A 24214-nucleotide genomic window follows, 5' to 3' on the forward strand; every position below is an offset into this window, starting at 1 on the left:
TACTAAGCGTTAAGGTTTTTAACGCTTAAGCGTTCTACCAGTTCAGGGTGCATTTCAAAGATGCGACGATCATGCTCTTTGTTTTTAATGCGCTCGAGCAGAATTTCAAATGCTGTTTTACCGACACGACGTTTTGGTTGATGTACGGTGGTTAGCGGAGGAGAAAAGTAAGCCGCAAGATCAATGTTGTCATAACCAATAATCGATATGTCATCAGGTACTGAAATACCGTGTTGTCGCAAGCGACTAATTAGGCCAAGAGCCATAATATCGTTAAAACAAAATACCGCTGTTGGTCTTTCTGATTCAGGTATAGTAATCAGTTTATCCGCAGCTTCTACGGCTGTATCACACTCAAAGTTACCTTCAAAAATGAAGTTTTCATTCAGGGCTATTTTAGCTTCTGCAAGAGCTCGTTTGTAACCACCAATGCGCTCGATACAGGCCAGTTTCTCAGATTGACCAGTAAGACAAGCAACTTTAGTATGGCCTTTTTCTAGCAAGTGTTTGGTTGCTAGGTAACCACCTTCTTCCGAGTTATCAATAATTTTATCGGCAGAAGAGGACTCAGGGCCCCAGTCCATTACCACTTTTGGAATACCAGGATGAGCATCTAACATTTGACGTAATTCTTCGGTCAGGTCAGAACACATCACTAAAATGCCGTCTACTCGCTTTTCGGCAAGCATTCGAATATAGTCACGTTGCTTTTCGTATAACCCACCGGTATTACATAAAATTAGTGTATAGCCTTGGCGATAACAGTAGCTTTCTACACCATCAACCACTTCAGCAAAGAAAGGGTTAGTTGATTGGGTAACCAACATACCAATGGTGCGTGTCGTGTTGCACTTTAAACTACGGGCAACCGCACTTGGAGCATAATTAAGCTCTTTTACTGCTTCCATTACTCGCCCTTGTGTTGCTTCAGCAACAAAACGAGTTTTGTTGATAACGTGAGAAACAGTGGTGGTTGATACACCAGCCAGTTTAGCGACGTCTTTTATGGTTGCCATGCGGTACCTTGTAAATAAAAAGAATAGTGAGAAAACAGGTTTACTAAGAAGAGATTAGTATTTAAGTGTCATCCTGCAAACGTTTGCGCGGGGCAGTCTAGCCAGAAAATGTACTACTGACAATGCATTTATGATCATTGTGTGAATCTATTTTTGATTAGTAAGGTAATGACTGTCTATTTCACAAAATTTCACTAAAAGCTCGGCCACTGACGAATAAAACCCAAACTCATCATATTGGGTGCAGTTTTCAGAAAACTGCAAAATCCAAGTCAGCAGATGTTCTTCAATAAAGGCTTTTTGCTCGGCAAAAGCCTCTTCTAAGTGAGCCTCTGTTTCAAGTTGATTTGAGCGGATGATTAAATTGCCTAAAAAATCCAACTCTATTGCCAGATGATCGGCAGGTTCATTAAAGCTTTTGTCTATGACAATCCCTTTATCTAACATCAGCGCTGTCATTGCTTGAGCAGGCTTACCGTTTAATAATTTGCTTTCATCTAAATAGATAGAGGCATAGGGCAGTGCAGCATACTTATCTGAGGTTAAAAACAAGTCACAAAAATCCGCAGACAGTTCCAATTGCGCATCATTTCTATCAAGTAGTCGATTGAGGGCGTCAACCAAACGATTGACTGCTTGAGTTAGTTCACTATTTTCGGCTAATCCAGCTAAGAAACCCCTAACATCAGGTGATTGATAAGCGGCTAAGTCATCCTCAGTCAACTCTTTTGAGAATAAGCTAGAAAACCACCAATAGATCTCGGCTCGTTGTTCATTAAACTGCTTAAGTTCCTGCATAAGTAAATTTTATCTCTGCTGAATAAAAGAAAAGGCTATCTGTAAAGATAGCCTTTAAATGTTCAATAATTAAATTATCAGCCAGTTATTCTCCGCTGGCAAGATCTCGCACGTGTTGCCACCAGATCCCCATGGTTTCATGCCAATAACGCTCGGTTTGCTCAAGGTAGCGAGCTTGTGGCGTATATTTTTGCCAAGCTTGTTCGATATTGGATTGAGCAAGATAGTTAGTTGGTGCTGGCAATGGTTCTAAACCAGCACTGTGAAATTCACCTAGGGCGCGTTCCATGTGGCTTGCGGAGGTGACCAGTGCCATATGTTTTTGTTCGACAAACCCTGCAGCTTGTCTTGCTTCTTCCCAAGTATCTTGCGCTGTTTCTAATAAAATGATGTCTGATTTTGAAACGCCAAGGGCCAAAGCAACTGTAGCCATCATTCTAGCTTGACTCATTTCAGAGCCGCCAGAGTAGCCCGATAAAATAAGTTTTGCGCCGGGGTACATACGCAAAATACGAATCCCTTCACTTAGACGCATTAAAGCGGTTCTGCTGAGCTCGGAGGTTGGTGGAATTTGCGGATCAACGACATGACCGCTCCCCAGTACCATAACGTAATCCAAGCTTTCGGCAGGCGGTAAAAAAACCGTATATTTTCGTTCTAATGGTTTGAGCAAGTAGGTGGAAACAGGCTGAAAAGAGATAGCAAAAATAGACACAAGAGACACGAAGATAAATATGCAACCGGCTTTATGCTGTCGTGTGAACATAACGAGCGCCAAGCCAAAAAAACCCACAAGTAGCATTGCAGGTAATGGCATAAGAAACGCGGTAACGATTTTTTTTAATTCAAACATGTGGGTGAAACCATTTCCTAGATTATGTTGGGTTTAACATGCGTCACATGCAAAAAGATTAAGCATTTGGTCGCTTTTTTAATCGATCAAAGGCTCAAATAGACAGCCCCTCTTTATTATTGACGCCCTTGTGACACAATACGAAACACACTCAAATACCATCATACATGAATTGAAAGTGACACAAGATCGTAATTTCGACGATATTGCCCACAAATTTGCCGAAAATGTTTACGGTTCAAACAAAGGCAATATCCGTCAGACTATTGTTTGGGATGATTTACCGCAAATCATATCTCAGATTACTGGTCACTCAAAACCTCTCACTGCATTGGATGCAGGGGGAGGTTTAGCACAAATGTCATAAATACTGGCCGAGCTTGGACGCAATATAATATTGTGTGATGTGTCTAACGAAATGATCTCTTTGGGTAAGCAAGAGATTGCACATGACAGTTTGCTAGAGCAGTATCAATTTATTCATGCGCCAATTCAAGAGCTCAATCAGCATCTTGAGTAACCAGTGGTCTAATTTTGTTTCATGTGGTCGTGGAACGCGCCACCGCAAAGAATTCAAGTTGCAGCCAAAACTTGGTATTACTTGATAGTGCACGCCAATGGTTAGAAGCCAATGCTCAGAAGCAAATGCTCAGAAGCGTTTGGATTACATATTTGTGGCAAGTCAGGTATACGTTCATTTTATGACGACATTGGGTACACTCAGTATGTGGGTGACTACAGTCAAGATGATTTGATGCAATTAGAGCAACAATTATGTAGAACAGAACCTTTCATTAGGAAGATATATTCATGTTTGGGTTCAAAAGAAAACAGTAGGGAACTGAATGAGTCAACTCTCCCCTGAAGGGCAACAAAACGAGCAGACAACAGTCGATGAACTGGTCGGGTGGGTTAAACAACACGATTTCTCTCTCAATTTAAACAGTGAGCACTTGAGCTTTTTGGTGGCCATCGCCCTATTAAGTAAAGAACGCTTTGACGAAGAGTTGGCTGAAGGTGAATTGCATGATGCATTTGCCATAGTACAACGAGAGTTTAATGGTGTTGAAAGTGGCGCAAATAATGCGTTTAAAGCAAACAACGCCATTAATAGTCTGGTCGCACAAAGACTGCTTAGCCGTTTTACCAGCGAAGGACAAGAAGGCAATAGCATCTATCGTCTTTCACCTTTAGCGGTCGGCATTACTGAATATTATTTACGTCATCGTCAGTTTTCTAAACTGAAATTGTCAATCCAATTGACCTTAGCGGGCAAAGAACTGGCATCGGTAGTTGAAATTGCCGAAAGAATGCCTTCGATAGAAGGTTGGCGTAAAGAGATATATGGTTCTCTTAAATATTCAGTTGCGGAAATATTTGATCAAATTGACCTTAACCAACGGGTCATGGATGAAGAGCAGCACCAAGTTAAAGCGGAAATCGCTGAACTGTTAAATCAGGACTGGCGTGAAGCCATTCACCACTGTGAAACGCTGCTTTCTGCAACATCGAATACTTTGACCGAATTGCAATCATCTTTACAAGCCGCTGGAGATGAGCTGCAATCACAGCTATTGACCCTACAGCAATTGGTGTATGGCAAAGAAGACCTCGATTATATCGATGCGGTGTTGTTTAGTTTGCAAATTAAACTTGATCGCATCATTAGCTGGGGACAGCAATCTATTGATTTATGGATAGGTTATGACCGCCATGTGCATAAGTTCATCCGTACCGCAATTGATATGGATAAGAACAGAGCGTTCAGTCAAAGGCTACGTCAATCCATCAAAGATTTTGGTTCTAATTCATGGTTGTTAACTTTTGCTGATGCTGAGCGTCTACGAGATCTTAGAGATGAATCTATGGTCTTGAGTAACGATGAAGCTCTTGGAATATTGCCACCAGAGGTGGAATACCAAGAGATGCAACAAGTGACCAATGAGTTAGCCGAACAAGTCAAAGCAATGCTGCTCAGTCATAAACAGCACGGTGCGAAAATTGACCTTGGTGAAGTGCTTACCAACTATCTTGCCACTCACTCCAAAGCAAGCCATTTTGATTTGGCTCGCTTAGTGGTCGATCAAGCCGTTAAGTTGGGTTACTCCGAGCAAGATTACGCAGCGATACAGCCAGACTGGCAATCAATTAACGACTATGGCGCAAAGGTACAAGCGAATGTCATCAATAAATTCTGATACTTATATGCCAGATAATCTGGTACGAGCGATAGCCAATCCGCTGTTTCCAGCGTTAGATAGCTTGCTTCGCTCTGGTCGCCACATCACACAAGATGATATGGATAACCACGCACTGCTGTGCGACTTTGAAACAGACTTAATGCTGTTTTATCAGCGATACAATACCGAGTTAGTGCGCGCCCCTGAAGGCTTCTTTTACCTACGTCCTCGCTCTACGACATTAATTAGTCGTAGCGTTCTTTCAGAACTGGATATGCTGGTGGGTAAAGTATTGTGTTTCCTATACCTAAGCCCAGAACGTTTGGCGCAAGAAGGTATCTTTAGCAATCAAGAAATGTTCGATGAATTGGTCTCGATTGCCGATCACGCCACATTAATGAGATTTGTCACGAATAAAGCGACAGGTACCGATTTAGACAAAGAAAAGTTGTACGACAAAGTGCGCACTTCTCTACGCCGCTTAAAACGTTTAGGGATGTTATTGCCTATTGGCGAAGGGGATAAATTTCGCATTAGTGAAGCCGTGTTTCGCTTTGGTGCCGATGTGCGCATTGGCGATGATGTGCAACAAGCGCAAATGCGCTTAATTAGAGACGGTGAAGCCGTCCCTGCGGAAGATATGCAGCAAGGTAGTTTACTGGATGAACCTAAAAATGAGGAACAAGCATGATTGAAAGAGGTAAATATCAATCACTGACGATGGTGAACTGGAACGGCTTTTTTGCGCGTACTTTTGACATCGATAGTCTTGTCACTACATTATCCGGTGGTAACGGTGCTGGTAAATCCACCACCATGGCAGCATTTATTACCACTCTTATTCCAGATCAAAGCTTACTGCACTTTAGAAACACTACTGAAGCGGGTAGCTCGCAAGCTTCGCGTGATAAAGGTTTATACGGAAAGCTGCAACCGGGCGTGTGTTATGCCGCTCTTGAAGTGGTGAATTCACGTAATCAGCGTCTAGTTTTTGCGGTGAAACTGCAACAGATTGCCGGCCGAGATAAGAAAGTCGATATCAAACCTTTCTTAATCCAAGGTTTGCCAAGTGATGTAAAAGCGGCGCAACTGTTCATTGAAACCATCAATGAAACACAAGCCAAAGTTTGTCAGTTAAATGATGTTAAAGAGCGCGTAGCACAAATTGAAGGTGCGCAATTTAAAGCGTTTAACTCAATCACTGATTACCACGCACAAATGTTTGATTTTGGCGTAGTGCCAAAGAAACTGCGTAATTCAAGCGATCGTTCTAAGTTCTACCGTCTTATTGAAGCATCACTGTATGGTGGTATTTCTAGCACCATTACTCGCTCACTGCGTGATTACTTACTGCCACAAAATGGCGGGGTGAAGAAAGCTTTCCAAGATATGGAATCGGCGCTTCGTGAAAACCGCATTACGCTTGAAGCGATAAAAAATACTCAAGCAGATCGAGATTTATTTAAGCATTTGCTTACCGAGTCGACCAGCTATGTCGCAGCGGATTATATGCGCCATGCTAATCAACGTCGCTCTAAACTCGAAGCTACGCTAGGGCTGCGTTCTGAGCTATTTAATAATCGTCAGCAAATCTTAGATAACAATGCGTTATTAAACGCTACCCAGCAGCAACTGGATGCGGTTTTAGAAGAGTATTCAGCGCTAGAACAAGATCATCAATCAGCGACAGATTACCTGCAGTTAGTACAAAGTGCATTGCAACAGCAACAGAAAATCGCCCGCTACGAAGATGATTTAGTTGAGCTAAGTGAGCGCCTTGAAGAACAAATCATGGTGGTTGAAGAAGCGCAACAGTTGTTAATTGCCGCAGAAGAGCAAAGCGAATTAACCGAGCAAGAAGTTGATAGCCTTAAATCGCAACTGGCAGATTATCAGCAAGCGTTAGACGTTCAGCAAACAAGAGCTTTGCAATATCAACAAGCGATTAAAGCACTGCAAGACACGCGTGAATTGTGTGGATTAGAGATTGATAGCGTCGATTTTGTTCCGGCACTGATTGCCGAGCTTAGCGCGGAGCAACAATCGCAAACCAGTCAAATTTTGTCACTAAAGCATAAGCTGGATATTAACTCAGCCGGTGCTCAGCAATTTAACAATGCATTTAATTTGGTGAAAACACTGGATGCAGATTGCACTCGTAATGACGCAGCCAGCTTTGCCAAAAGTGCATTAGCCAAAGCGGTTTCTGCCAACAACGACGTTCAGCAATTAAGTCATTGGCAATCTCAGAAACAAGAGATGAGCAAGGCGTTAGTAAAACAGAAAAACGTGCAAACGCTGGTGGCCGATTATCAACAGCAATTTGCCGCGCAACTGATAGACGAAGCGGATCTAGAAGTTGAATATGAACGCCAATCTCAAGTGATTGAAACGGCGGAGCAGAGCATAGAATCAGGCCGTGAAAGCTTGCTAGAAATGCGTCGCAGTGAAAAACAGATTAATAGTGATATTCAGCACTTTGAATCTATTGCGCCAAAATGGATTAAAGCCAATGATGCATTAACGCAGATCAGTGAGCACACCGAGACTACCTTAACCGATGCGCAATCGGTGATGGCTGCAATGCAGCAAGTACTTGAAACTGAAAAGTCATTACTTGCAAGCAAAGATGCTTTAGCGATTCGTCGCAGTAATATTGAAAAAGAAATTGAAGCATTAGCCGCACCAGGCGGGGCGAATGATGCTCGCCTTAAAGCACTGGCAGACAGCGTGGGTGGTGTTCTACTTTCTGAAATTTACGATGACATCACTTTACAAGATGCACCGTATTTCAGTGCGATGTATGGCCCTGCGCGCCACGCTATTGTGGTGTCGGACATGAGCGGAATCAAAGAACGCTTGGTCGAATTTGATGATTGTCCAGATGATGTTTATATCCTTGAAGGGGATGTCGATGCCTTTGATGACAGCCAATTTGAAGTGGAAGAGTTTGAGGGCGCAGTATGCGTACAAGTGAGCGAGCAACAATTGCGTTTTTCTCGCTTCCCGAAAGTGCCTTTATTTGGCCGTGCTGCTCGTGAATCACGTTTAGAAACATTACGTGAAGAGCGTGATCAGCTTGTTGAAGATTACGCTAAAGCCTCTTTTGATGCGCAAAAAGCGCAGCGTCTGTACCAATCTTTCAATGACTTTGTTGCCAATCATGCCCAAGTGGCTTTTGAGGATGATCCCGAGCAAAGCATTCATTCACTTCGTAGCCAACGTAATACGCTTATTGAGCAACTTTCTAAGCTGCAATCGGCTGAGAATGAACATAAACAAGCGTTAGCTAAAGGCAAGAAAGCACTCTTTGCACTAGATAAGATCTCACCTTCTTTGCATCTATTAGAAGATGTGACGCTGGCGGAACGTGTTGCAGAAGTAGAAGCAAAACTGCAAGAGCTTAATGAAAGTAAACGTTACTTAGAACGCTTTGGCAAAACCTTGCAACAGCTTGAACCTATCGCTAACGCCTTAGATGCCGATCCTGAGCAATTTGATGCGTTGCAAGCACAATACGATGCGTTAGATAAAGCGCTGCAATTGAATAAGCAAAAAACTTTCGCCTTATCAAATGTCTTAGGACGTAAAGCGCACTTTGCTTACGCTGATTCGGTACAGTTACTGGATAAAAGCAGTGAACTTAGTGAGCAGCTTAAGTTAAAACTGGCTACAGCAGAGCAAGAAAAAGATCGCGCAAGAGTGAGCTTTAAGCAGACTCAGCAACAGTTCCAGCAATATAATCAGCTTTTGGCAACGCTAAAAAGCTCTCATCAAGCAAAATCTGAGACAGTTCAAGAGTTTCGTCAGGAGCTCAATGATGCTGGTGTGATTTTAGATGAAGGCATTTTGGATCGTGCTCATAGCCGTAAAGAAGCATTGCAGCAACGTATTGAGACCTCTAGAGGCGCTCAATCGCAGATGCAAAAGACACTGACGGCAACAGAGATGGAGCTTCGTAGCGCAACTAAAGCCCTGAAGAAGCAACAAAAAGATTATCAAGAACTGCGCACATTCGTAGTTACAGCAAAAGCGGGTTGGTGTTCGGTACTTAAACTGGCACGAGAGCATGATGTTGAGCGTCGTCTGCACAAGCGTGAGCTTGCTTATTTATCTGAGGGTGAACTTCGCTCTATGTCAGATAAATCTTTAGGTGCGCTTCGTTTAGCCGTCGCCAACGATGATTCACTGCGTGACTCATTACGCGCCTCAGAAGATACCGCTTATCCAGAACGTAAAGTATTATTCTATATTGCTGTGTATCAATATCTGCGTGAACGTATTCGCCAAGATATTATTCGCACCGATGATCCTGTTGAAGCCATTGAAGAGATGGAAGTGGAGCTTGGCCGTTTGACCGAAGAGCTCAATCAGCGTGAAAATCGCTTAGCGATCAGTTCTGAGTCAGTATCGAGCATTATTAAAAAGACCATTCAGCGTGAACAAAATCGTATTCGCATCCTTAACCAAGGCTTGTCTAATATTCATTTTGGTCAGGTAAAAGGGGTGCGACTTAACGTTGAGATTCGTGAAAGTCATCAAATATTGCTCGATAGCTTGGCAAACCCTGATAAAGCCCATCAGCAGTTATTTGATAACTCTCGCTTAACCTTTTCCGAAGCGATGGCGAAATTATTCCAACGTGTTAACCCGCATATCGATATGGGTCAGCGTTCGCCGCAAATCTTGGGTGAAGAACTGTTGGATTACCGTAATTACCTAGCAATGGGTGTTGAGGTTAATCGAGGTTCAGAAGGCTGGTTACAAGCTGAGTCTGGCGCACTATCAACCGGTGAAGCTATCGGTACTGGTCAGTCTATCCTATTGATGGTTGTGCAGAGCTGGGAAGAAGAATCTCGTCGTCTGCGTAGCAAAGATATTGTGCCATGTCGTTTATTGTTCTTAGATGAAGCGGCGCGTTTGGATGCCAAATCTATCGCCACCTTATTTGAGCTGTGTGATCGTCTGAATATGCAGTTGCTTATTGCTGCGCCTGAGAATATTAGTCCAGAAAAAGGCACCACCTACAAACTGGTTCGTAAAGTCTTTAAAGACCACGAACACGTGCATGTGGTTGGACTGCGAGGCTTTGGACAAAAATCGTTAGAGAGCGAATCGGTGAGTGAAGCTGACCTAATTTAGTTTCAGTTAGCCAAAACAAATAACCGCCATAATGCTTGTCATTATGGCGGTTATTTTTTTAAGTGTGGTTTAAATGCGTCTGTTATCACAACAGATCTAACGTATGTTGAAACTGATACTGATAGCCAAGTTGCTGTGATAATGCGCTGTCGATTTTTTTGTCAGGTATATCGACAATCTCTGGCAACTCAATCTCTTCATTACTGGCGGTGATTGCGGCTTGGTAAAACTGCGCTTTATCGCAAGTATTTGGTGTTGATGCATTTACAATGCCATGCCAGTGCTCGTTCAGGGCAAATTCAATAATTCCGATAGCATCTAGTTTATGCAGCATATTTGCAGGCGCAAGGCGACTGACTGAGCGTAGACGAGAAGCAAAGCGAGAAGGGTGACGAATGTCATCAACTAATCCACTACAACGAATGATGCAGTGCTCGACAGGGCAATCAATGACCTTTTTCTCAGCTTGTAATAATGCACGGCTCTTTTGTGAAAAAGTGTCATTATTTAACGATAACTCAAGGTTAGCGTTGCTTTCTTGCATGGTATTTTTTGTATGATCAGAAGTTAAAGACGCACTCACTGAAGGGTAGACAGCCGTTGAGCTGATCATGATGACTTTTTTGACTCCAGCTTGGCTGGCGGCTGAGCATATCTGTTGCCAATTGTTGGCGTAACTGTCCCAGTCAGACTCTGCACTACGTCGAAATCCAGGGGTAATACAACCAATGATCGTATCAATATCTAATTGCTCGATTAACGAGCAGAGTGAGGCAGTCGTTGGTATAGGGAAATCAAGTTGGTAGGCGTTAAGGCCTTGCTGTTGACTTTGTTGAACAGTATCTGAGTGAGAGTTGGTGACATAGACATTATGCTGAGAAGCGCAGAGCTGTTTGGCTAATGGACGACCAAGCCAACCTGCGCCTATAATTAATACTGAGGCCATATTAGTGGCTAAGAGCCCTTAGTATCTTATCTGCACGCTCAGCAATTTGAATGCCTTCCTCGGTCAGGTAGCCACCATCACAAAGAGTACATAGGCCTTTATCAAATAGACTCTTAATCGCCAGTTGAATATTTTCTGCCGCATCACTATGAACTTTGATACCAGTTGCTGCGCTGTTTAAATCGAATTGCATTAGTAGATTGAGTTCGTCGACCAATAATTGATTAAATTTCATATCTGTTCCTTTTTGATTCTTTCAAACACATTAGAACTGGAATGCAAGTGAATCAACACTCAGGGACGAAAAACGTTACCTCTATCCACTGCTTGCTTATTTGTTGCTCGCTTTAGTCATTGAAAAAGTAAAATCATGACTCATGTCATGAGAGCGTCAAAAAAGTAAAATTTATCGTTGACTCTCTCTCACCCTAGGCGAGGTAAGTCTTTACACTTTTTATCCACAATAATTGTGGATAACCATGTGCCATATTCAAAAAATACCATCAGTAAAAAGAATACCCATTAAAAGCGGACGTCATACAATGCTTTACTGCTGTTGCTTGTGCTTTGTTTTGAGTGATTTTCACACACTAAGCTTAAATTTAGTCTAAATTTTAATCACGGTGTGCGGCTGTTTGCATATGGTTCGAATTCCAGTTGCTCTCTTGCTGCGTTAAGAGTGGCAATCGAAACTAAGCAATGTAGGTGAGTGATATGAGTACAATTCAAGAGCAAGAGAAACACTCTTTAGAATGGAAAGCGTTTCTTTTTATAGCCGTCATTCTTTTCCCCGTTTTAAGTGTCATGTTTGTTGGGGGCTATGGTTTTGTTGTTTGGATGCTTCAGGTCTTTGTATTAGGGCCTCCAGGTACTCATGGATAGAGCACTGATCATCTAACATCTGCAACGGAAGAGTGAGATTAAAATGAAATCACTAATTGTTAAACTTTGGACAACCATGAGTCGTCCGGCTAAGCATATTAGCCTTGGGGTACTCACCTTAGGTGGTTTTGTCGCTGGGGTTATTTTTTGGGGTGGATTTAACACGGCTTTAGAAGCGGCGAATACTGAAGAGTTTTGTATTAGCTGTCATACCATGCGCGACAATGTATACGAAGAGTTGCAAACCACTGTGCATTGGAAGAATCATGCAGGGGTAAGAGCAACTTGTCCAGATTGTCACGTACCTCATCAATGGACTGCAAAAATTGCTCGTAAAATGCAAGCCTCTAAGGAAGTCTACGCACAAATTTTTGGCGACTTAGGCACTCCTGAAAAATTTGAAGCACGTCGTTTTGAATTAGCTCGCCATGAATGGAACCGTTTCTCTGCTAATAAATCTTTAGAATGTAAAAATTGTCACCAATATGACTCGATGGACTTTGATGCCATGTCTCCAACTGCGCGTATTCAAATGAAGCAAGCAGCAGAGCGAGATCAAAGCTGTTTGGACTGTCATAAAGGCATCGCTCACAGTCTACCTAAAGATATGGACTCATCTGGTGGCTTAATTGGTGAGCTTGAACAGATTGCTCACTCTACCTCTTTTGCAAAAGACGCTTCTTATGTTTCTGTTCGTCATTTACCTATTTATGAAGATGAAAAGCTGTCTGTAGAGGCGGGGCTACTTAATCCTGCTTCAGAAATTAAAGTACTTAAAGTGACTGATACTGCTTTGCAAGTGCAAATCAGCGGTTGGCGCAAAGACAAAGGCTTTGGACGGGTGATTCAAGAAGACTTTGGAATGAATATTCCAGTGGGGTCACTGCTTAAAGAATCGGCGCAAAATGATGCAATTGTGCAAAGCTTTGAAGAGCAAGAAGATGAGCTAACGGGGCTTCCTTGGAGTCGAGTCGTGGCAACGGTTTGGATGAAACCTGAATCTTTGGTGCAAGGCTTTGAGGAGATTTGGTCACGTGCTGGAGAGTCTTATAAAGTGAATTGTTCAACCTGTCACACGCAACCAGCGCCAGCTCATTTCACGGCCAATGCATGGCCCGGTATGTTCAATGGTATGTCAGCATTTGTAAATCTAGATACTGATAGTGAAGCTTTGGTATTGAAATACCTACAGAAACATTCATCTGATTTTTCAGATGAGCATCACTAACCCTAGGCGGAGAGAAATAATGTCATTATCACGAAGAAGCTTTCTGAAAGGGTTAGGTGCATCGGGTGCGGCCGCATCGATTATTGGTCCGAGTTTACTTGTTTCTAACTCTGCAATCGCGGGTACTGCAGCCGAAGGCGTATGGAAAACATCAGGCTCGCATTGGGGCGCGTTCAGAGCAAGAATCTGGGCCGGTAAAGTACAAGAAATTAAGCCATTAGAGGTGGATAAATACCCGACCGAGATGCTCAACGGTATTAAAGGGATTATCTATAGTCCATCTCGAGTGCGCTATCCTATGGTTCGTTTAGATTGGCTGAAAAAACATAAGTACTCTGCCGATACTCGGGGTAATAATCGCTTCGTGCGGGTGACTTGGGATGAAGCCTTAGATCTTTTTTATCGCGAACTAGAGCGGGTTCAAAAAGATTATGGTCCTTGGGCGCTGCATGCCGGTCAAACTGGTTGGCGTCAAACAGGGCAAATGCACAGTTGTAACAACCATATGCAAAGAGCAATTGGTCTGCATGGTTACTCGGTTAAAAAAGTAGGGGATTACTCAACAGGGGCAGGGCAAACCATATTGCCTTATGTTTTAGGTTCTACAGAGGTGTATGCGCAAGGTACATCATGGGAGCTTATTTTAGATAACAGTAAAAACATCATTATCTGGGCAAATGATCCAGTTAAAAATTTACAAGTGGGGTGGACGTGTGAAACTCACGAGTCTTTTGAATATCTCGAACAGCTGAAACAAAAAGTCGCTAACAAAGAGATCAACGTCATCTCGGTTGATCCGGTTAAAAATAAAACCCAGCAATACCTTAATAATGAGCACTTGTACGTTAACCCGCAAACCGATGTGGCGTTCATGCTCGGTATTGCGCACACCTTATATAAAGAAAAAATCTACGACGCTAAATTCATTGATTTGTACTGCTTAGGCTTTAAAGAGTTTACCGCTTATCTTACCGGTGAATCTAAAGATAAAGTAGAGAAAACTCCCGAGTGGGCATCAAAAATATGCGGTGTGCCAGCGGATAAAATCCGTGAGTTTGCTCGGATGCTAGTCAATGGTCGAACACAGATACTGTTTGGCTGGTGTATTCAAAGACAAGAGCACGGAGAGCAGCCTTATTGGATGGGAGCGGTGCTGGCGGCAATGATAGGTCAAATAGGCCTACCGGGCGGTGGTGTATCTTATGGGCACCATTACTCAGGTATTGGGGTTTCATCGACAGGATTTGGCGCGCCAGGTTCATATCCACTTAATATTGATACCGGGCAAGAACCCAAATACACCAATAAAGATTATAAAGGCTACAGCAGTGTGATACCGGTGGCGCGTTGGATTGATTGCTTAAAAGAGCCGGGTAAAAAAATTCAAGCTAATGGCAAAGAAGTAACGCTACCACCATTTAAAATGATGGTCGTGAGCGGCAATAACCCTTGGCATCATCATCAAGACCGCAACAACATGAAAGCGGCATTTAAAAACCTACAGACGCTAGTCACCATCGATTTTGCTTGGACGGCCACCTGCCGTTTTTCCGATATAGTACTGCCTGCGTGTACCCAATTTGAGCGTAATGATATTGATGGCTATGGCGCTTATTCTGGACGGGGTTTAGTGGCAATGCATAAGTTAGTGGATCCATTGTTTCAGTCCAAAACAGACTTTGACATTATGACTGAGCTAACCGCACGTTGGGGCAGAGACAAAGACTACACCCGAGGTATGTCAGAGATGGAATGGGTGAAACACTTATATGATGACTGTAAAGCGGCCAATGCAGCCTTTAATCTTCCTGAGTTTGATGAATTTTGGCAAAAAGGCTTTTTAGACTTTGGTAAAGGCAAACCGTGGACTCGCCATGCAGGTTTTCGAGAAGATCCTGAGATTAGTGCATTGGGTACGCCGTCAGGCTTTATTGAGATCAGCAGCCGAACGATTGGGCGTTTTGGCTATGAACACTGTCAAGACCATCCGATGTGGTTTGAAAAAACGGAACGCTCTCATGGTGGGCCGGGCTCTAAAAAGCATCCATTTTGGTTACAGTCATGTCACCCGGATAAACGTTTACACTCGCAAATGTGTGAATCAGAAGAGTTTAGAGCAACGTACGCCGTTCAAGGCCGCGAACCTTGCTACTTAAATCCTAAAGACGCTAAAGCTAAAGGCATCAAAGATGGCGATTTAATCCGAGTGTTTAATGATCGTGGGCAACTTCTTGCTGGAGCTGTGGTTGATGAACATTACCCTGAAGGTGTGATCAGAATTGAAGAGGGTGCATGGTATGGGCCGCTGAATGAGAAAGTGGGTGCCATTGATACTTATGGCGATCCTAATACCTTAACCCAAGACATTCCATCCTCACAATTAGCACAGGCGACCTCGGCCAATACCTGCATTGTGAATATTGAGAAGTTTAAAGGTGAAGCGCCACCTGTGACAGCCTTTGGTGGACCATTAGAAGAGTCATAATATCACGGTGCTAGAACCTATTATTATTGACTAAAATTAGCATCGCTTACGATAACTCGTTGGCGATGTTTTTTTATTTATAAAGAGGAACGCTCACTAAAAACAAAAAGTAAAAACAAAAGCAAAAAAAAGCTGCAGACGAAAAAAAAGCCGACCACGAAAAATCATGCGATCGGCTTATATTCTTGTGAACAATAATCAGTTCACTAACAACGTCAGTTGGCTAGGTGATCCTTGGCTTAAAAGGGTCACTCTCTTTTATGCATGATGCGTGCCACATTTGCGTAGCCATTGGTAAGTCATTGTTATTATTTATAAATTTCATTTCTACACATGCAGTTCGCAATTTGCATTTGCAAAATGCAATAAAAATTAGACATTTGCATATGTAAACTTTTGCATAGATAAAGTGGTAATAATGTTATTGTATGTTAAATGAAGGAATGGCAGCATCGACACTCTCTAAATCAAACTGAACTATCGGGTTAACCGCGGTTTAACTATTTGATGGCAAACATAGAGCCAAAGTTAAAACATTGGAACCAAACTTCACTGCTACTAAAACCTATATTAGCGAAGCGCTGTTTATGCGTTTCTATCTTGTCAGGTAGCATGACATTTTCAATGGCGCTGCGCTTTTGGCTAATTTCTAATTCGCTGTATCCATTGGCACGTTTAAAGTCGTGGTGTAGGTCGATAAGTAATTCGTGTGAGGTTTGGTCTTCAAAGATAAACTTCTCTGAAAGAATCAAAATGCCGCCGGGCAATAAACCTTGATAGATTTTCTCTAGTAACGCCTGTCGATCAGCTGGTGACAAAAACTGCAACGTAAAGTTGAGCACCACAACCGATGCATTGTGAATGTCGATATGACGAATATCCGCTTCGCGTACTTCAACCGGTGTTTTTGCTTTATAAGCATTAATATGTAATCGACAACGCTCAACCATCGCTGATGAATTATCTACGGCAATAATATGACAGTTATCGGTCGTAATCGTGCGGCGCATAGATAGGGTAGCGGCGCCAAGAGAGCAGCCAAGATCGTAAAGATTCGAACCTTCAGTAGCAAAGCGCTCCGCAAGCATGCCAATGGCCGATATGATATTGCTGTATCCAGGCACCGAACGTTGGATCATATCTGGAAATACTTCTGCAACGCGTTCATCAAAAGTAAAGTCACCAATTTTATTAATTGGGGCGGAAAAAATCTTATCTGTGCTCATTGGGATCGTACTGTGTAAATTAAGACAGCGTAAGTTTAGAGAAAACCTGCGCCACTGTCATTATTCGTGATTAATTCCGATTATGAGGGGGGATTTGCTCTATCCTTGTTCAAAAACAAAGCAAAGCCACCATTAAGTGCATAAAAATTTGTATTGAGTGTCGATCTTAGGGCTATTTCCGAGTATAAATATCGGTTAATTGCGTCGAGATCTTATTCTCTCGATAGAACCTTATATAGTTATTAGAAAAGAGTTGGGAAATTCAATATGCGTAGCCATTATTGCGGTCAACTAAACAAGACCCTAGCAGGAAAAACTGTCGAACTTTGCGGTTGGGTAAACCGTCGCCGTGACCTAGGCGGTCTTATTTTTATCGATATGCGAGACCGTGAAGGTATCGTGCAGGTCGTTGTTGACCCAGATATGGCGGATGCCTACGAAATTGCTAACCAATTACGTAACGAATTTTGCATCAAGCTAACGGGTGAAGTACGTGTTCGTCCTGATAGCCAAGTCAACAAAGATATGGCAACAGGTGAAGTTGAAATCATCGCAACGGGTCTTGAGATCATCAACCGTGCTGATGTTTTACCTCTTGATTTCAACCAAAAGAACTCTGAAGAACAACGTCTAAAATATCGTTATCTTGATCTGCGTCGCCCAGAAATGAGTGATCGCATTAAATTGCGTGCTAAAGCATCAAGCTTTGTGCGTCGTTTCCTAGATGACAATGGCTTCCTAGATATTGAAACACCTGTACTAACTAAAGCGACACCAGAAGGTGCGCGTGACTATCTTGTACCAAGTCGTGTACATAAAGGCAGCTTTTATGCCTTGCCACAGTCTCCGCAGTTGTTTAAACAATTGCTAATGATGTCTGGTTTTGACCGTTACTACCAAATCGTTAAATGTTTCCGTGATGAAGATTTGCGTGCTGACCGTCAACCTGAATTTACTCAGATTGATATCGAAACATCATTTATGAGTGCAGACCAAGTTCGTGCAACCACAGAGAAGATGGTTCACGATATGTGGTTAGAGCTTTTAAATGTCGATCTTGGCGAGTTCCCAGTGATGCCATTTAGCGAAGCAATTCGCCGTTTTGGTTCTGATAAGCCGGATCTGCGTAACCCGCTAGAGATTGTCGATGTTGCTGATCTTGTAAAAGACGTCGAGTTTAAAGTGTTCTCTGGTCCTGCAAATGATGAGAAAGGCCGTGTAGCCGTACTTTGTGTACCAGGCGGTGCTAAACTTTCTCGTAAACAAATTGACGCTTATGGCGAATTTGTTGGCATCTATGGCGCTAAAGGCTTGGCATGGATGAAAGTGAACGATCGCGCAGCAGGCGCTGAAGGCGTTCAATCTCCAGTGGCTAAGTTCCTAAACGCAGATGTAATCAACGGTATTCTTGAGCGCACTGACGCACAAACTGGCGATATTATTCTATTTGGTTCAGATAAAGCCAATATCGTTTCTGAAGCACTTGGTGCACTGCGCCTTAAAGTGGGTATCGATCTTGAAATTACCGATCTTTCTGCTTGGAAACCACTTTGGGTTGTTGACTTCCCAATGTTCGAAGAAGACGCTCAGGGTAACCTAAGTGCAATGCATCACCCATTTACCTCACCACTTGGTATCACGGCTGAAGAGCTAAAAGCAGATCCTGCGAAGGCAAATTCTAATGCTTACGATATGGTTATCAACGGCTATGAAGTGGGTGGTGGTTCTGTTCGTATTCACAATGCAGAAATGCAAGCAGCAGTATTTGATATTCTAGGTATTGATGCAAAAGAGCAGCAACTTAAATTTGGCTTCCTTCTTGAAGCACTTAAATTTGGTACACCACCACATGCAGGACTTGCGTTCGGTCTAGATCGTTTGGTGATGCTACTTTGTGGTACTGATAACATTCGTGACGTGATTGCGTTCCCGAAAACAACCAATGCGTCTTGCTTGTTGACCAATGCGCCAAGCGTTGCAAACCCAGCGGCATTAGAAGAGTTATCAATCGCGGTGAAAATTGCGAAAAAAGACAGTGAATAATCGTCACGTCTAATCAGTCTAAACTCCCGCTATTATGGCGGGAGTTTTTGTTTAAAGGGAAAGAAAACATCTATGACGATTATTTTAGGTATAGATCCCGGCTCCAGAATTACAGGCTATGGCGTGATTCGTCAAAACGGCAGACACTTGCAATATTTAGGCAGTGGTTGTATTCGAATGTCGGAAAAAGAACTGCCCGGTAGATTAAAGCAAATTTACGCCGGTGTAAGTGAAATCATTACCCAGTTTCAACCGGATGTATTTGCCATAGAGCAAGTGTTCATGTCTAAGAATGCCGATTCTGCATTAAAGCTTGGTCAGGCAAGAGGCAGCGCGATTGTGGCGGCAGTCAATGCCGATCTGCCCGTCTTTGAATATGCGGCAAGATTGATCAAACAAGCTGTAGTAGGAACAGGTGGCGCAGATAAAGCGCAAGTGCAACATATGGTTCAGCAAATGTTGAAGCTTCCAGCTAAACCACAAGCGGATGCTGCCGATGCGCTCGGGGTGGCAATTTGTCATGCCAACACCAATAAAACACTGATTGCGTTGGCCGGTAAAGCCACCTCAGCAAGACGTGGCCGCTACCGTTAACTTGTCCACCAAAACTCCCTAGGCTATTTGCCCTAAGTACTGGCTATCCGTCCAGTTATTTATTATCATCACTATCATTACAACTAGCTAATGGAACGAAACAGTGATTGGACGCTTACGTGGAACCCTTATCGAAAAACAGCCCCCAGAACTTTTAATTGAAGTCGGTGGCGTTGGTTATGAAGTACAAATGCCAATGAGCTGTTTTTATGAATTGCCTGAAACGGGTCAAGAAGCGATTATCTATACGCATTTTGTTGTGCGCGAAGATGCTCAGTTATTGTATGGGTTTAATAGCGTTAGTGAACGTGCACTGTTTCGTGAAGTGATTAAAGCTAATGGCGTTGGTCCTAAGCTGGGGCTTGGTATTTTATCTGGCATGACCGCTCGCCAATTTGTTAGCTGTGTCGAAAACGAAGATATATCAACCCTGATAAAACTGCCGGGTGTCGGTAAAAAAACCGCCGAACGTCTAGTCATTGAGATGCGAGATAGACTCAAAGGGTGGGGCGCAGGCGATCTCTTTACTCCTGCTACTGACGCCGCTCCAATAAATGGCGGTCTCTCTACCGATGAAAGTGCTATTGATGAAGCGGTCAGTGCTCTATTAGCACTGGGCTATAAACCACAGCTGGCATCAAAAGCGATTTCACAAATAGCAAAACCTGGAATGAAGAGTGAATCCCTCATCAAAGAAGCCCTTAGAGCGATGGTGTAATGAATGATTGAAGCAGACCGACTGATTGCGCCCGATAACCCTGTCTTTAAAGACGAAGAAGCGATAGATAGAGCCATTCGTCCAAAGAAGTTAGATGACTATCGAGGACAAGACCATGTGCGTGGTCAGATGGAGATTTTCATTAAAGCGGCGCAAATGCGCAGTGAAGCTTTAGATCACTTGCTTATTTTTGGTCCTCCGGGCTTAGGTAAGACGACTTTGGCTAACATCGTTGCCAATGAAATGGGCGTCAGTATCCGCACTACTTCAGGTCCTGTATTGGAAAAAGCCGGAGACTTAGCGGCTCTGTTAACCAACCTTGAAGAAAATGATGTGTTGTTTATTGATGAGATACATCGTTTAAGCCCAATGGTCGAAGAAGTACTCTATCCTGCAATGGAAGATTATCAGTTGGATATCATGATAGGAGAGGGCCCTGCGGCGCGTTCTATCAAAATTGATTTACCACCTTTTACTTTAATTGGCGCTACCACTCGCGCGGGCTCTTTAACGTCACCACTGCGCGATCGCTTTGGTATCACTCAGCGTCTTGAATATTATAAGATTGAAGACTTGCAGCACATTGTTCAGCGCAGTGCGGATTGTTTAAACTTATCCATGGAAGAGGCTGGCGCTATAGAGGTTGCTCGTCGCGCCCGAGGAACACCACGTATTGCAAACCGTCTATTAAGACGAGTACGAGATTACGCTGAAGTTAAAGGCGACGGGCATATCGATTCAAACATTGCTGATAAAGCTTTAGATATGCTTGATGTTGATAGCCTAGGTTTCGATTATATGGATAGAAAGTTACTTTTAGCCATTATAGAGAAATTTAACGGTGGCCCTGTCGGGCTTGATAATATGGCGGCAGCTATTGGCGAAGAAAAGGACACTATTGAAGATGTTCTTGAGCCATATCTGATTCAGCAAGGTTACTTACAACGAACCCCAAGAGGTAGAATTGTGACAGACCGCGCTTATTTGCATTTCGGCTTCGACCTTAAAGATTAATCTTATGTTAAAGGGCTGTAATAGCCCTTTTATTTATACGTCAATTATTGTGTTTCATACTGCGTATTGCCTGTTAATTCCCCTCCTTATGCTCAATAAAAATACGATACCTCGCTATTATTCTTGATTTAAATCAAAGCATTTTTCTAAATAAAGCCTTTGAAACCAACAAGCTAAACCTATAAGATACTTGCCAGATATATTAGGGGTTGCTTAACAACATATTAATAATTAATTAGCAGAAGATTAATCATTAATACGGTTATTTAACAATTATCGGTTTGGTTTAACTTTGTGTTTTAAGTTGAAACTGTGTCTGGGAAGACACACAAGGAGTTTTTATGATAGATGTCGTTGATCTGTCGCGATTACAATTCGCACTGACAGCAATGTACCATTTCCTTTTCGTACCATTAACGCTAGGTCTAGCTTTTTTACTTGCCATTATGGAATCTGTCTATGTGATGACAGGCAAGCAAATTTACAAAGATATGACCAAATTTTGGGGTAAGTTATTTGGTATTAACTTTGCTCTAGGCGTTGCTACTGGCCTTACTATGGAGTTCCAGTTCGGAACAAACTGGGCTTACTATTCTCATTATGTAGGTGACATCTTCGGTGCACCGCTTGCCATTGAAGCATTAGTTGCATTCTTCTTAGAATCCACTTTCGTTGGCTTATTCTTCTTTGGTTGGGAAAGACTGTCAAAACGTCAGCACTTAATGGTGACGTGGTTAGTTGCTTTAGGTTCTAACTTCTCAGCATTGTGGATCTTGGTCGCTAATGGTTGGATGCAACATCCAGTTGGCGCTGAATTTAACTTTGAAACCATGCGCATGGAAATGGTGAGCTTTGCTGAGGTGGTTCTAAACCCAGTTGCTCAGGTTAAATTTGTTCACACGGTTGCATCAGGTTACACCACCGGTGCGATGTTCGTTCTTGGTATCAGTTCATACTACCTATTAAAAGGTCGTGACGTTGCATTTGCGCGCCGCTCTTTTGCGATTGCTGCATCATTTGGTATGGCTGCAATCCTTTCTGTTATCGTACTAGGTGATGAGTCAGGCTATGAGCTTGGTGACGTGCAAAAAGTGAAGCTTGCTGCAATTGAAGCTGAATGGCACACCGAGCCAGCACCAGCGGCCTTTACCGCGTTTGGTATTCCTAACCAAGAAACAATGGAAACGGATTACGCTATCAAGATCCCTTATGTAATGGGTATTGTGGCAACACGTTCTATTGATACACAAGTAACGGGTCTGCGTGACCTTCGTGAAGAGCACGTGGATCGTATTCGTAACGGTATGTACGCTTATGAATTGCTTGAAAAACTTCGCTCTGGCGATCGCTCAGACGCAAACGTAGCCGCATTTGATGAAGTTAAGCATGATTTAGGTTATGGCTTACTGCTAAAACGTTACACCGACAAAGTTGTTGATGCGACTGAAACGCAAATTCAAGCAGCTGCTGATGATTCTATTCCGACCGTTTGGCCTCTGTTCTGGTCATTCCGCTTAATGGTTGCGTGTGGCTTCGTGATGCTGTTTGTCTTTGGTATGGCATTCTTACAAACTTGTCGTCAAAAAATCGAACAAAAACCATGGCTACTAAAAGCGGCTCTATGGAGCATTCCTCTACCATGGATTGCGATAGAAGCAGGTTGGTTTGTGGCAGAATTTGGACGTCAGCCTTGGGCTGTAGGTGAAATCTTACCTGTTCATGTTGCAGCCTCGTCACTCACTATTGGCCAGTTATGGGCATCGTTAGGTGCGATTCTTGCGCTTTATACTGTGTTCCTAATTGCAGAAGTTTACTTAATGGTGAAATTCTCACGTAAAGGGCCAAGCAGTCTTAAAACAGGCCGTTACCACTTTGAACAAGATAACGACGATGAAGCGAAAGCCAAAATCGGCCGTCAAGTTGATGCATAATAAGGGAATATAATTATGTTTGATTATGAAGTTTTAAGATTTATATGGTGGCTATTGATCGGCATATTGTTTGTCGGTTTCGCTGTGACCGATGGTTTTGATATGGGTGTTGGCGCGCTAGTGCCTGTTATCGGTAAAACCGATAGCGAACGTCGATTGATGATCAACTCCATTGCGCCGCACTGGGATGGCAACCAAGTATGGCTTGTTACCGCTGGTGGCGCATTATTTGCGGCTTGGCCATTGGTTTACGCAACATCATTCTCTGGTTTTTACTTTGCAATGATCCTAACTTTAGCTGCGCTTTGGCTTCGTCCTATCGGTTTAGATTACCGTTCTAAGATTGAAGATCCAAAATGGCGTAGCACTTGGGATATTTGTATCTCTATCAGTGGCTTTGTACCGCCAATTATTTTTGGTGTGGCTTTTGGTAACCTGTTACAGGGACTGCCATTTGAGCTAAACGAATTCATGATGTCGAGTTACCATGGAACTTTCTTTGCGCTACTTAACCCATTTGCATTGCTGTGTGGTTTGGTCAGTCTATCTATGATTGTGTTGCAAGGTTCTACTTGGCTACAAATGAAGACTTCTGGCAACGTTCATGCTCGTGCTCGTACTGTAGCGCAGATCACCGGTTTCACGACTGCTGCGTTATTTGTTGCTGGTGGATTCTGCATTCAAGGTATGGACGGATATGTGGTAACAAGTCAGCTTGATCACGCTGCGATGTCTAATCCTCTAAACAAAGAGGTTGCGGTACAAGCAGGTGCTTGGTTAAACAACTTTGCCGCTAACCCAACGTTCTGGATTGCACCAGCACTAGGTGTGGTAATGCCTCTACTAGCACTTATCGCGTCTCGCTTTGAAAAAGGCGCATGCGCGTTCTTTTTCTCAAGCTTAACCGTTGCCGGCATCATCTTTACCGTTGGTCTAGCAATGTTCCCATTCGTCATGCCTTCAAGCTTGATTCCTTCACAGAGTCTAACGATGTGGGATGCAACTTCAAGTGAGTTGACATTAAGCATCATTACAGTGATTGCGTTTGTTATGGTTCCAATTATTTTGGCTTACACCAGTTGGACCTACTACAAAATGTTTGGCCGTATCGATGAGAAATTCATCGAAGAAAACAAGAATTCACTTTACTAAGAAGGG

The 24214-nt window shown here is 43.0% G+C and carries 18 protein-coding genes and 1 pseudogene; 13 read left to right on the forward strand and 6 right to left on the reverse strand.

Translation table 11 applies throughout. The features are described 5' to 3' along the window. Positions 1 to 2 precede the first annotated feature (2 nt). The 3 genes from purR to elyC form a co-directional block, all read right to left on the reverse strand. Positions 3 to 1016, reverse strand: coding sequence for an HTH-type transcriptional repressor PurR (purR, locus tag A9260_RS00560; protein ID WP_068695133.1), 1014 nt, complete (start codon positions 1014 to 1016; stop codon positions 3 to 5). Positions 1017 to 1163: 147 nt separating this feature from the next. After that, positions 1164 to 1814, reverse strand: coding sequence for a molecular chaperone TorD (gene torD, locus A9260_RS00565; RefSeq protein WP_068695135.1), 651 nt, complete (start codon positions 1812 to 1814; stop codon positions 1164 to 1166). A gap of 85 nt (positions 1815 to 1899) precedes the next feature. Then, on the reverse strand, positions 1900 to 2667 hold the full coding sequence (gene elyC, locus A9260_RS00570; RefSeq protein WP_068695137.1) for an envelope biogenesis factor ElyC: 768 nt from the start codon (positions 2665 to 2667) through the stop codon (positions 1900 to 1902). A 178-nt stretch (positions 2668 to 2845) separates the two neighbouring features. On the opposite strand from elyC, the pseudogene A9260_RS00575 reads away from it, so the two are divergent. The 4 genes and pseudogenes from A9260_RS00575 (at position 2846) to mukB (ending at position 9989) form a co-directional block, all read left to right on the forward strand. After that, positions 2846 to 3512: pseudogene (locus A9260_RS00575) on the forward strand (methyltransferase domain-containing protein). Beyond that, positions 3513 to 4865, forward strand: a complete 1353-nt coding sequence (gene mukF / locus A9260_RS00580) for a chromosome partition protein MukF (RefSeq protein ID WP_068695140.1) — start codon at positions 3513 to 3515, stop codon at positions 4863 to 4865. It abuts the pseudogene before it with no gap. Further along, a complete protein-coding gene (gene mukE / locus A9260_RS00585; protein ID WP_068695142.1) occupies positions 4846 to 5538 on the forward strand; it encodes a chromosome partition protein MukE in 693 nt (230 codons plus the stop codon). The genes mukF and mukE overlap by 20 nt, the downstream gene beginning before the upstream one ends. After that, positions 5535 to 9989, forward strand: coding sequence for a chromosome partition protein MukB (gene mukB, locus A9260_RS00590; RefSeq protein WP_068695144.1), 4455 nt, complete (start codon positions 5535 to 5537; stop codon positions 9987 to 9989). Before mukE ends, mukB begins: the two co-directional genes overlap by 4 nt. Positions 9990 to 10074: 85 nt before the next feature. Here mukB and A9260_RS00595 read toward each other — a convergent pair whose 3' ends face one another. Further along, positions 10075 to 10935 (reverse strand): NAD-dependent epimerase/dehydratase family protein, encoded by an 861-nt coding sequence (locus A9260_RS00595; RefSeq protein ID WP_068695146.1) that lies wholly within the window; start codon positions 10933 to 10935, stop codon positions 10075 to 10077. Between the two features lies 1 nt (position 10936). Beyond that, positions 10937 to 11170, reverse strand: a complete 234-nt coding sequence (locus A9260_RS00600; RefSeq protein WP_068695148.1) for a TIGR02647 family protein — start codon at positions 11168 to 11170, stop codon at positions 10937 to 10939. 479 nt (positions 11171 to 11649) lie between these two features. On the opposite strand from A9260_RS00600, the gene torE reads away from it, so the two are divergent. The 3 genes from torE to torA are packed head-to-tail and all read left to right on the forward strand — an operon-like array spanning position 11650 to position 15530. After that, positions 11650 to 11817, forward strand: a complete 168-nt coding sequence (gene torE / locus A9260_RS00605; protein ID WP_373604465.1) for a trimethylamine N-oxide reductase system protein TorE — start codon at positions 11650 to 11652, stop codon at positions 11815 to 11817. 43 nt (positions 11818 to 11860) lie between these two features. Continuing rightward, positions 11861 to 13045 carry a pentaheme c-type cytochrome TorC gene (torC, locus tag A9260_RS00610; RefSeq protein WP_068695152.1) on the forward strand — a complete coding sequence of 395 codons (1185 nt, stop codon included), beginning with the start codon at positions 11861 to 11863 and terminating at the stop codon, positions 13043 to 13045. 19 nt (positions 13046 to 13064) lie between these two features. Further along, the gene (gene torA, locus A9260_RS00615; protein WP_068695154.1) at positions 13065 to 15530 is read left to right on the forward strand and encodes a trimethylamine-N-oxide reductase TorA; all 2466 of its coding nucleotides are present in this window, start codon (positions 13065 to 13067) and stop codon (positions 15528 to 15530) included. A gap of 500 nt (positions 15531 to 16030) precedes the next feature. On the opposite strand, the gene cmoA is transcribed toward torA, so the two are convergent. Then, positions 16031 to 16756, reverse strand: a complete 726-nt coding sequence (gene cmoA, locus A9260_RS00620; protein ID WP_068695156.1) for a carboxy-S-adenosyl-L-methionine synthase CmoA — start codon at positions 16754 to 16756, stop codon at positions 16031 to 16033. A gap of 267 nt (positions 16757 to 17023) precedes the next feature. Here cmoA and aspS point away from each other — a divergent pair, with 267 nt between their 5' ends. The 6 genes from aspS (at position 17024) to cydB (ending at position 24208) form a co-directional block, all read left to right on the forward strand. Then, positions 17024 to 18799 (forward strand): aspartate--tRNA ligase, encoded by a 1776-nt coding sequence (aspS, locus tag A9260_RS00625; protein ID WP_068695158.1) that lies wholly within the window; start codon positions 17024 to 17026, stop codon positions 18797 to 18799. A gap of 72 nt (positions 18800 to 18871) precedes the next feature. Further along, positions 18872 to 19393: a crossover junction endodeoxyribonuclease RuvC gene (gene ruvC, locus A9260_RS00630; RefSeq protein WP_068695161.1), complete on the forward strand. Its 522-nt coding sequence runs from the start codon at positions 18872 to 18874 to the stop codon at positions 19391 to 19393. A gap of 103 nt (positions 19394 to 19496) precedes the next feature. Beyond that, positions 19497 to 20111 carry a Holliday junction branch migration protein RuvA gene (gene ruvA, locus A9260_RS00635; RefSeq protein WP_068695162.1) on the forward strand — a complete coding sequence of 205 codons (615 nt, stop codon included), beginning with the start codon at positions 19497 to 19499 and terminating at the stop codon, positions 20109 to 20111. Between the two features lie 3 nt (positions 20112 to 20114). After that, a complete protein-coding gene (gene ruvB, locus A9260_RS00640; RefSeq protein WP_068695164.1) occupies positions 20115 to 21125 on the forward strand; it encodes a Holliday junction branch migration DNA helicase RuvB in 1011 nt (336 codons plus the stop codon). A gap of 341 nt (positions 21126 to 21466) precedes the next feature. Then, on the forward strand, positions 21467 to 23056 hold the full coding sequence (cydA, locus tag A9260_RS00645) for a cytochrome ubiquinol oxidase subunit I (protein ID WP_068695166.1): 1590 nt from the start codon (positions 21467 to 21469) through the stop codon (positions 23054 to 23056). A 15-nt stretch (positions 23057 to 23071) separates the two neighbouring features. Continuing rightward, positions 23072 to 24208: a cytochrome d ubiquinol oxidase subunit II gene (gene cydB, locus A9260_RS00650; RefSeq protein WP_068695168.1), complete on the forward strand. Its 1137-nt coding sequence runs from the start codon at positions 23072 to 23074 to the stop codon at positions 24206 to 24208. The last annotated feature ends 6 nt before the right edge of the window (positions 24209 to 24214 follow it).

The sequence above is a fragment of the Vibrio sp. UCD-FRSSP16_30 genome (assembly GCF_001676025.1).
Taxonomy (GTDB): Bacteria; Pseudomonadota; Gammaproteobacteria; order Enterobacterales; family Vibrionaceae; genus Vibrio.

Coding starts and splice junctions, on each gene's coding strand:
- purR (WP_068695133.1), bottom strand. CDS start 1,016: ATGGCAACCATAAAAGACGTCGCTAAACTGGCTGGTGTATCAACCACC.
- torD (WP_068695135.1), bottom strand. CDS start 1,814: ATGCAGGAACTTAAGCAGTTTAATGAACAACGAGCCGAGATCTATTGG.
- elyC (WP_068695137.1), bottom strand. CDS start 2,667: ATGTTTGAATTAAAAAAAATCGTTACCGCGTTTCTTATGCCATTACCT.
- mukF (WP_068695140.1), top strand. CDS start 3,513: ATGAGTCAACTCTCCCCTGAAGGGCAACAAAACGAGCAGACAACAGTC.
- mukE (WP_068695142.1), top strand. CDS start 4,846: ATGTCATCAATAAATTCTGATACTTATATGCCAGATAATCTGGTACGA.
- mukB (WP_068695144.1), top strand. CDS start 5,535: ATGATTGAAAGAGGTAAATATCAATCACTGACGATGGTGAACTGGAAC.
- A9260_RS00595 (WP_068695146.1), bottom strand. CDS start 10,935: ATGGCCTCAGTATTAATTATAGGCGCAGGTTGGCTTGGTCGTCCATTA.
- A9260_RS00600 (WP_068695148.1), bottom strand. CDS start 11,170: ATGAAATTTAATCAATTATTGGTCGACGAACTCAATCTACTAATGCAA.
- torE (WP_373604465.1), top strand. CDS start 11,650: ATGAGTACAATTCAAGAGCAAGAGAAACACTCTTTAGAATGGAAAGCG.
- torC (WP_068695152.1), top strand. CDS start 11,861: ATGAAATCACTAATTGTTAAACTTTGGACAACCATGAGTCGTCCGGCT.
- torA (WP_068695154.1), top strand. CDS start 13,065: ATGTCATTATCACGAAGAAGCTTTCTGAAAGGGTTAGGTGCATCGGGT.
- cmoA (WP_068695156.1), bottom strand. CDS start 16,756: ATGAGCACAGATAAGATTTTTTCCGCCCCAATTAATAAAATTGGTGAC.
- aspS (WP_068695158.1), top strand. CDS start 17,024: ATGCGTAGCCATTATTGCGGTCAACTAAACAAGACCCTAGCAGGAAAA.
- ruvC (WP_068695161.1), top strand. CDS start 18,872: ATGACGATTATTTTAGGTATAGATCCCGGCTCCAGAATTACAGGCTAT.
- ruvB (WP_068695164.1), top strand. CDS start 20,115: ATGATTGAAGCAGACCGACTGATTGCGCCCGATAACCCTGTCTTTAAA.
- cydA (WP_068695166.1), top strand. CDS start 21,467: ATGATAGATGTCGTTGATCTGTCGCGATTACAATTCGCACTGACAGCA.
- cydB (WP_068695168.1), top strand. CDS start 23,072: ATGTTTGATTATGAAGTTTTAAGATTTATATGGTGGCTATTGATCGGC.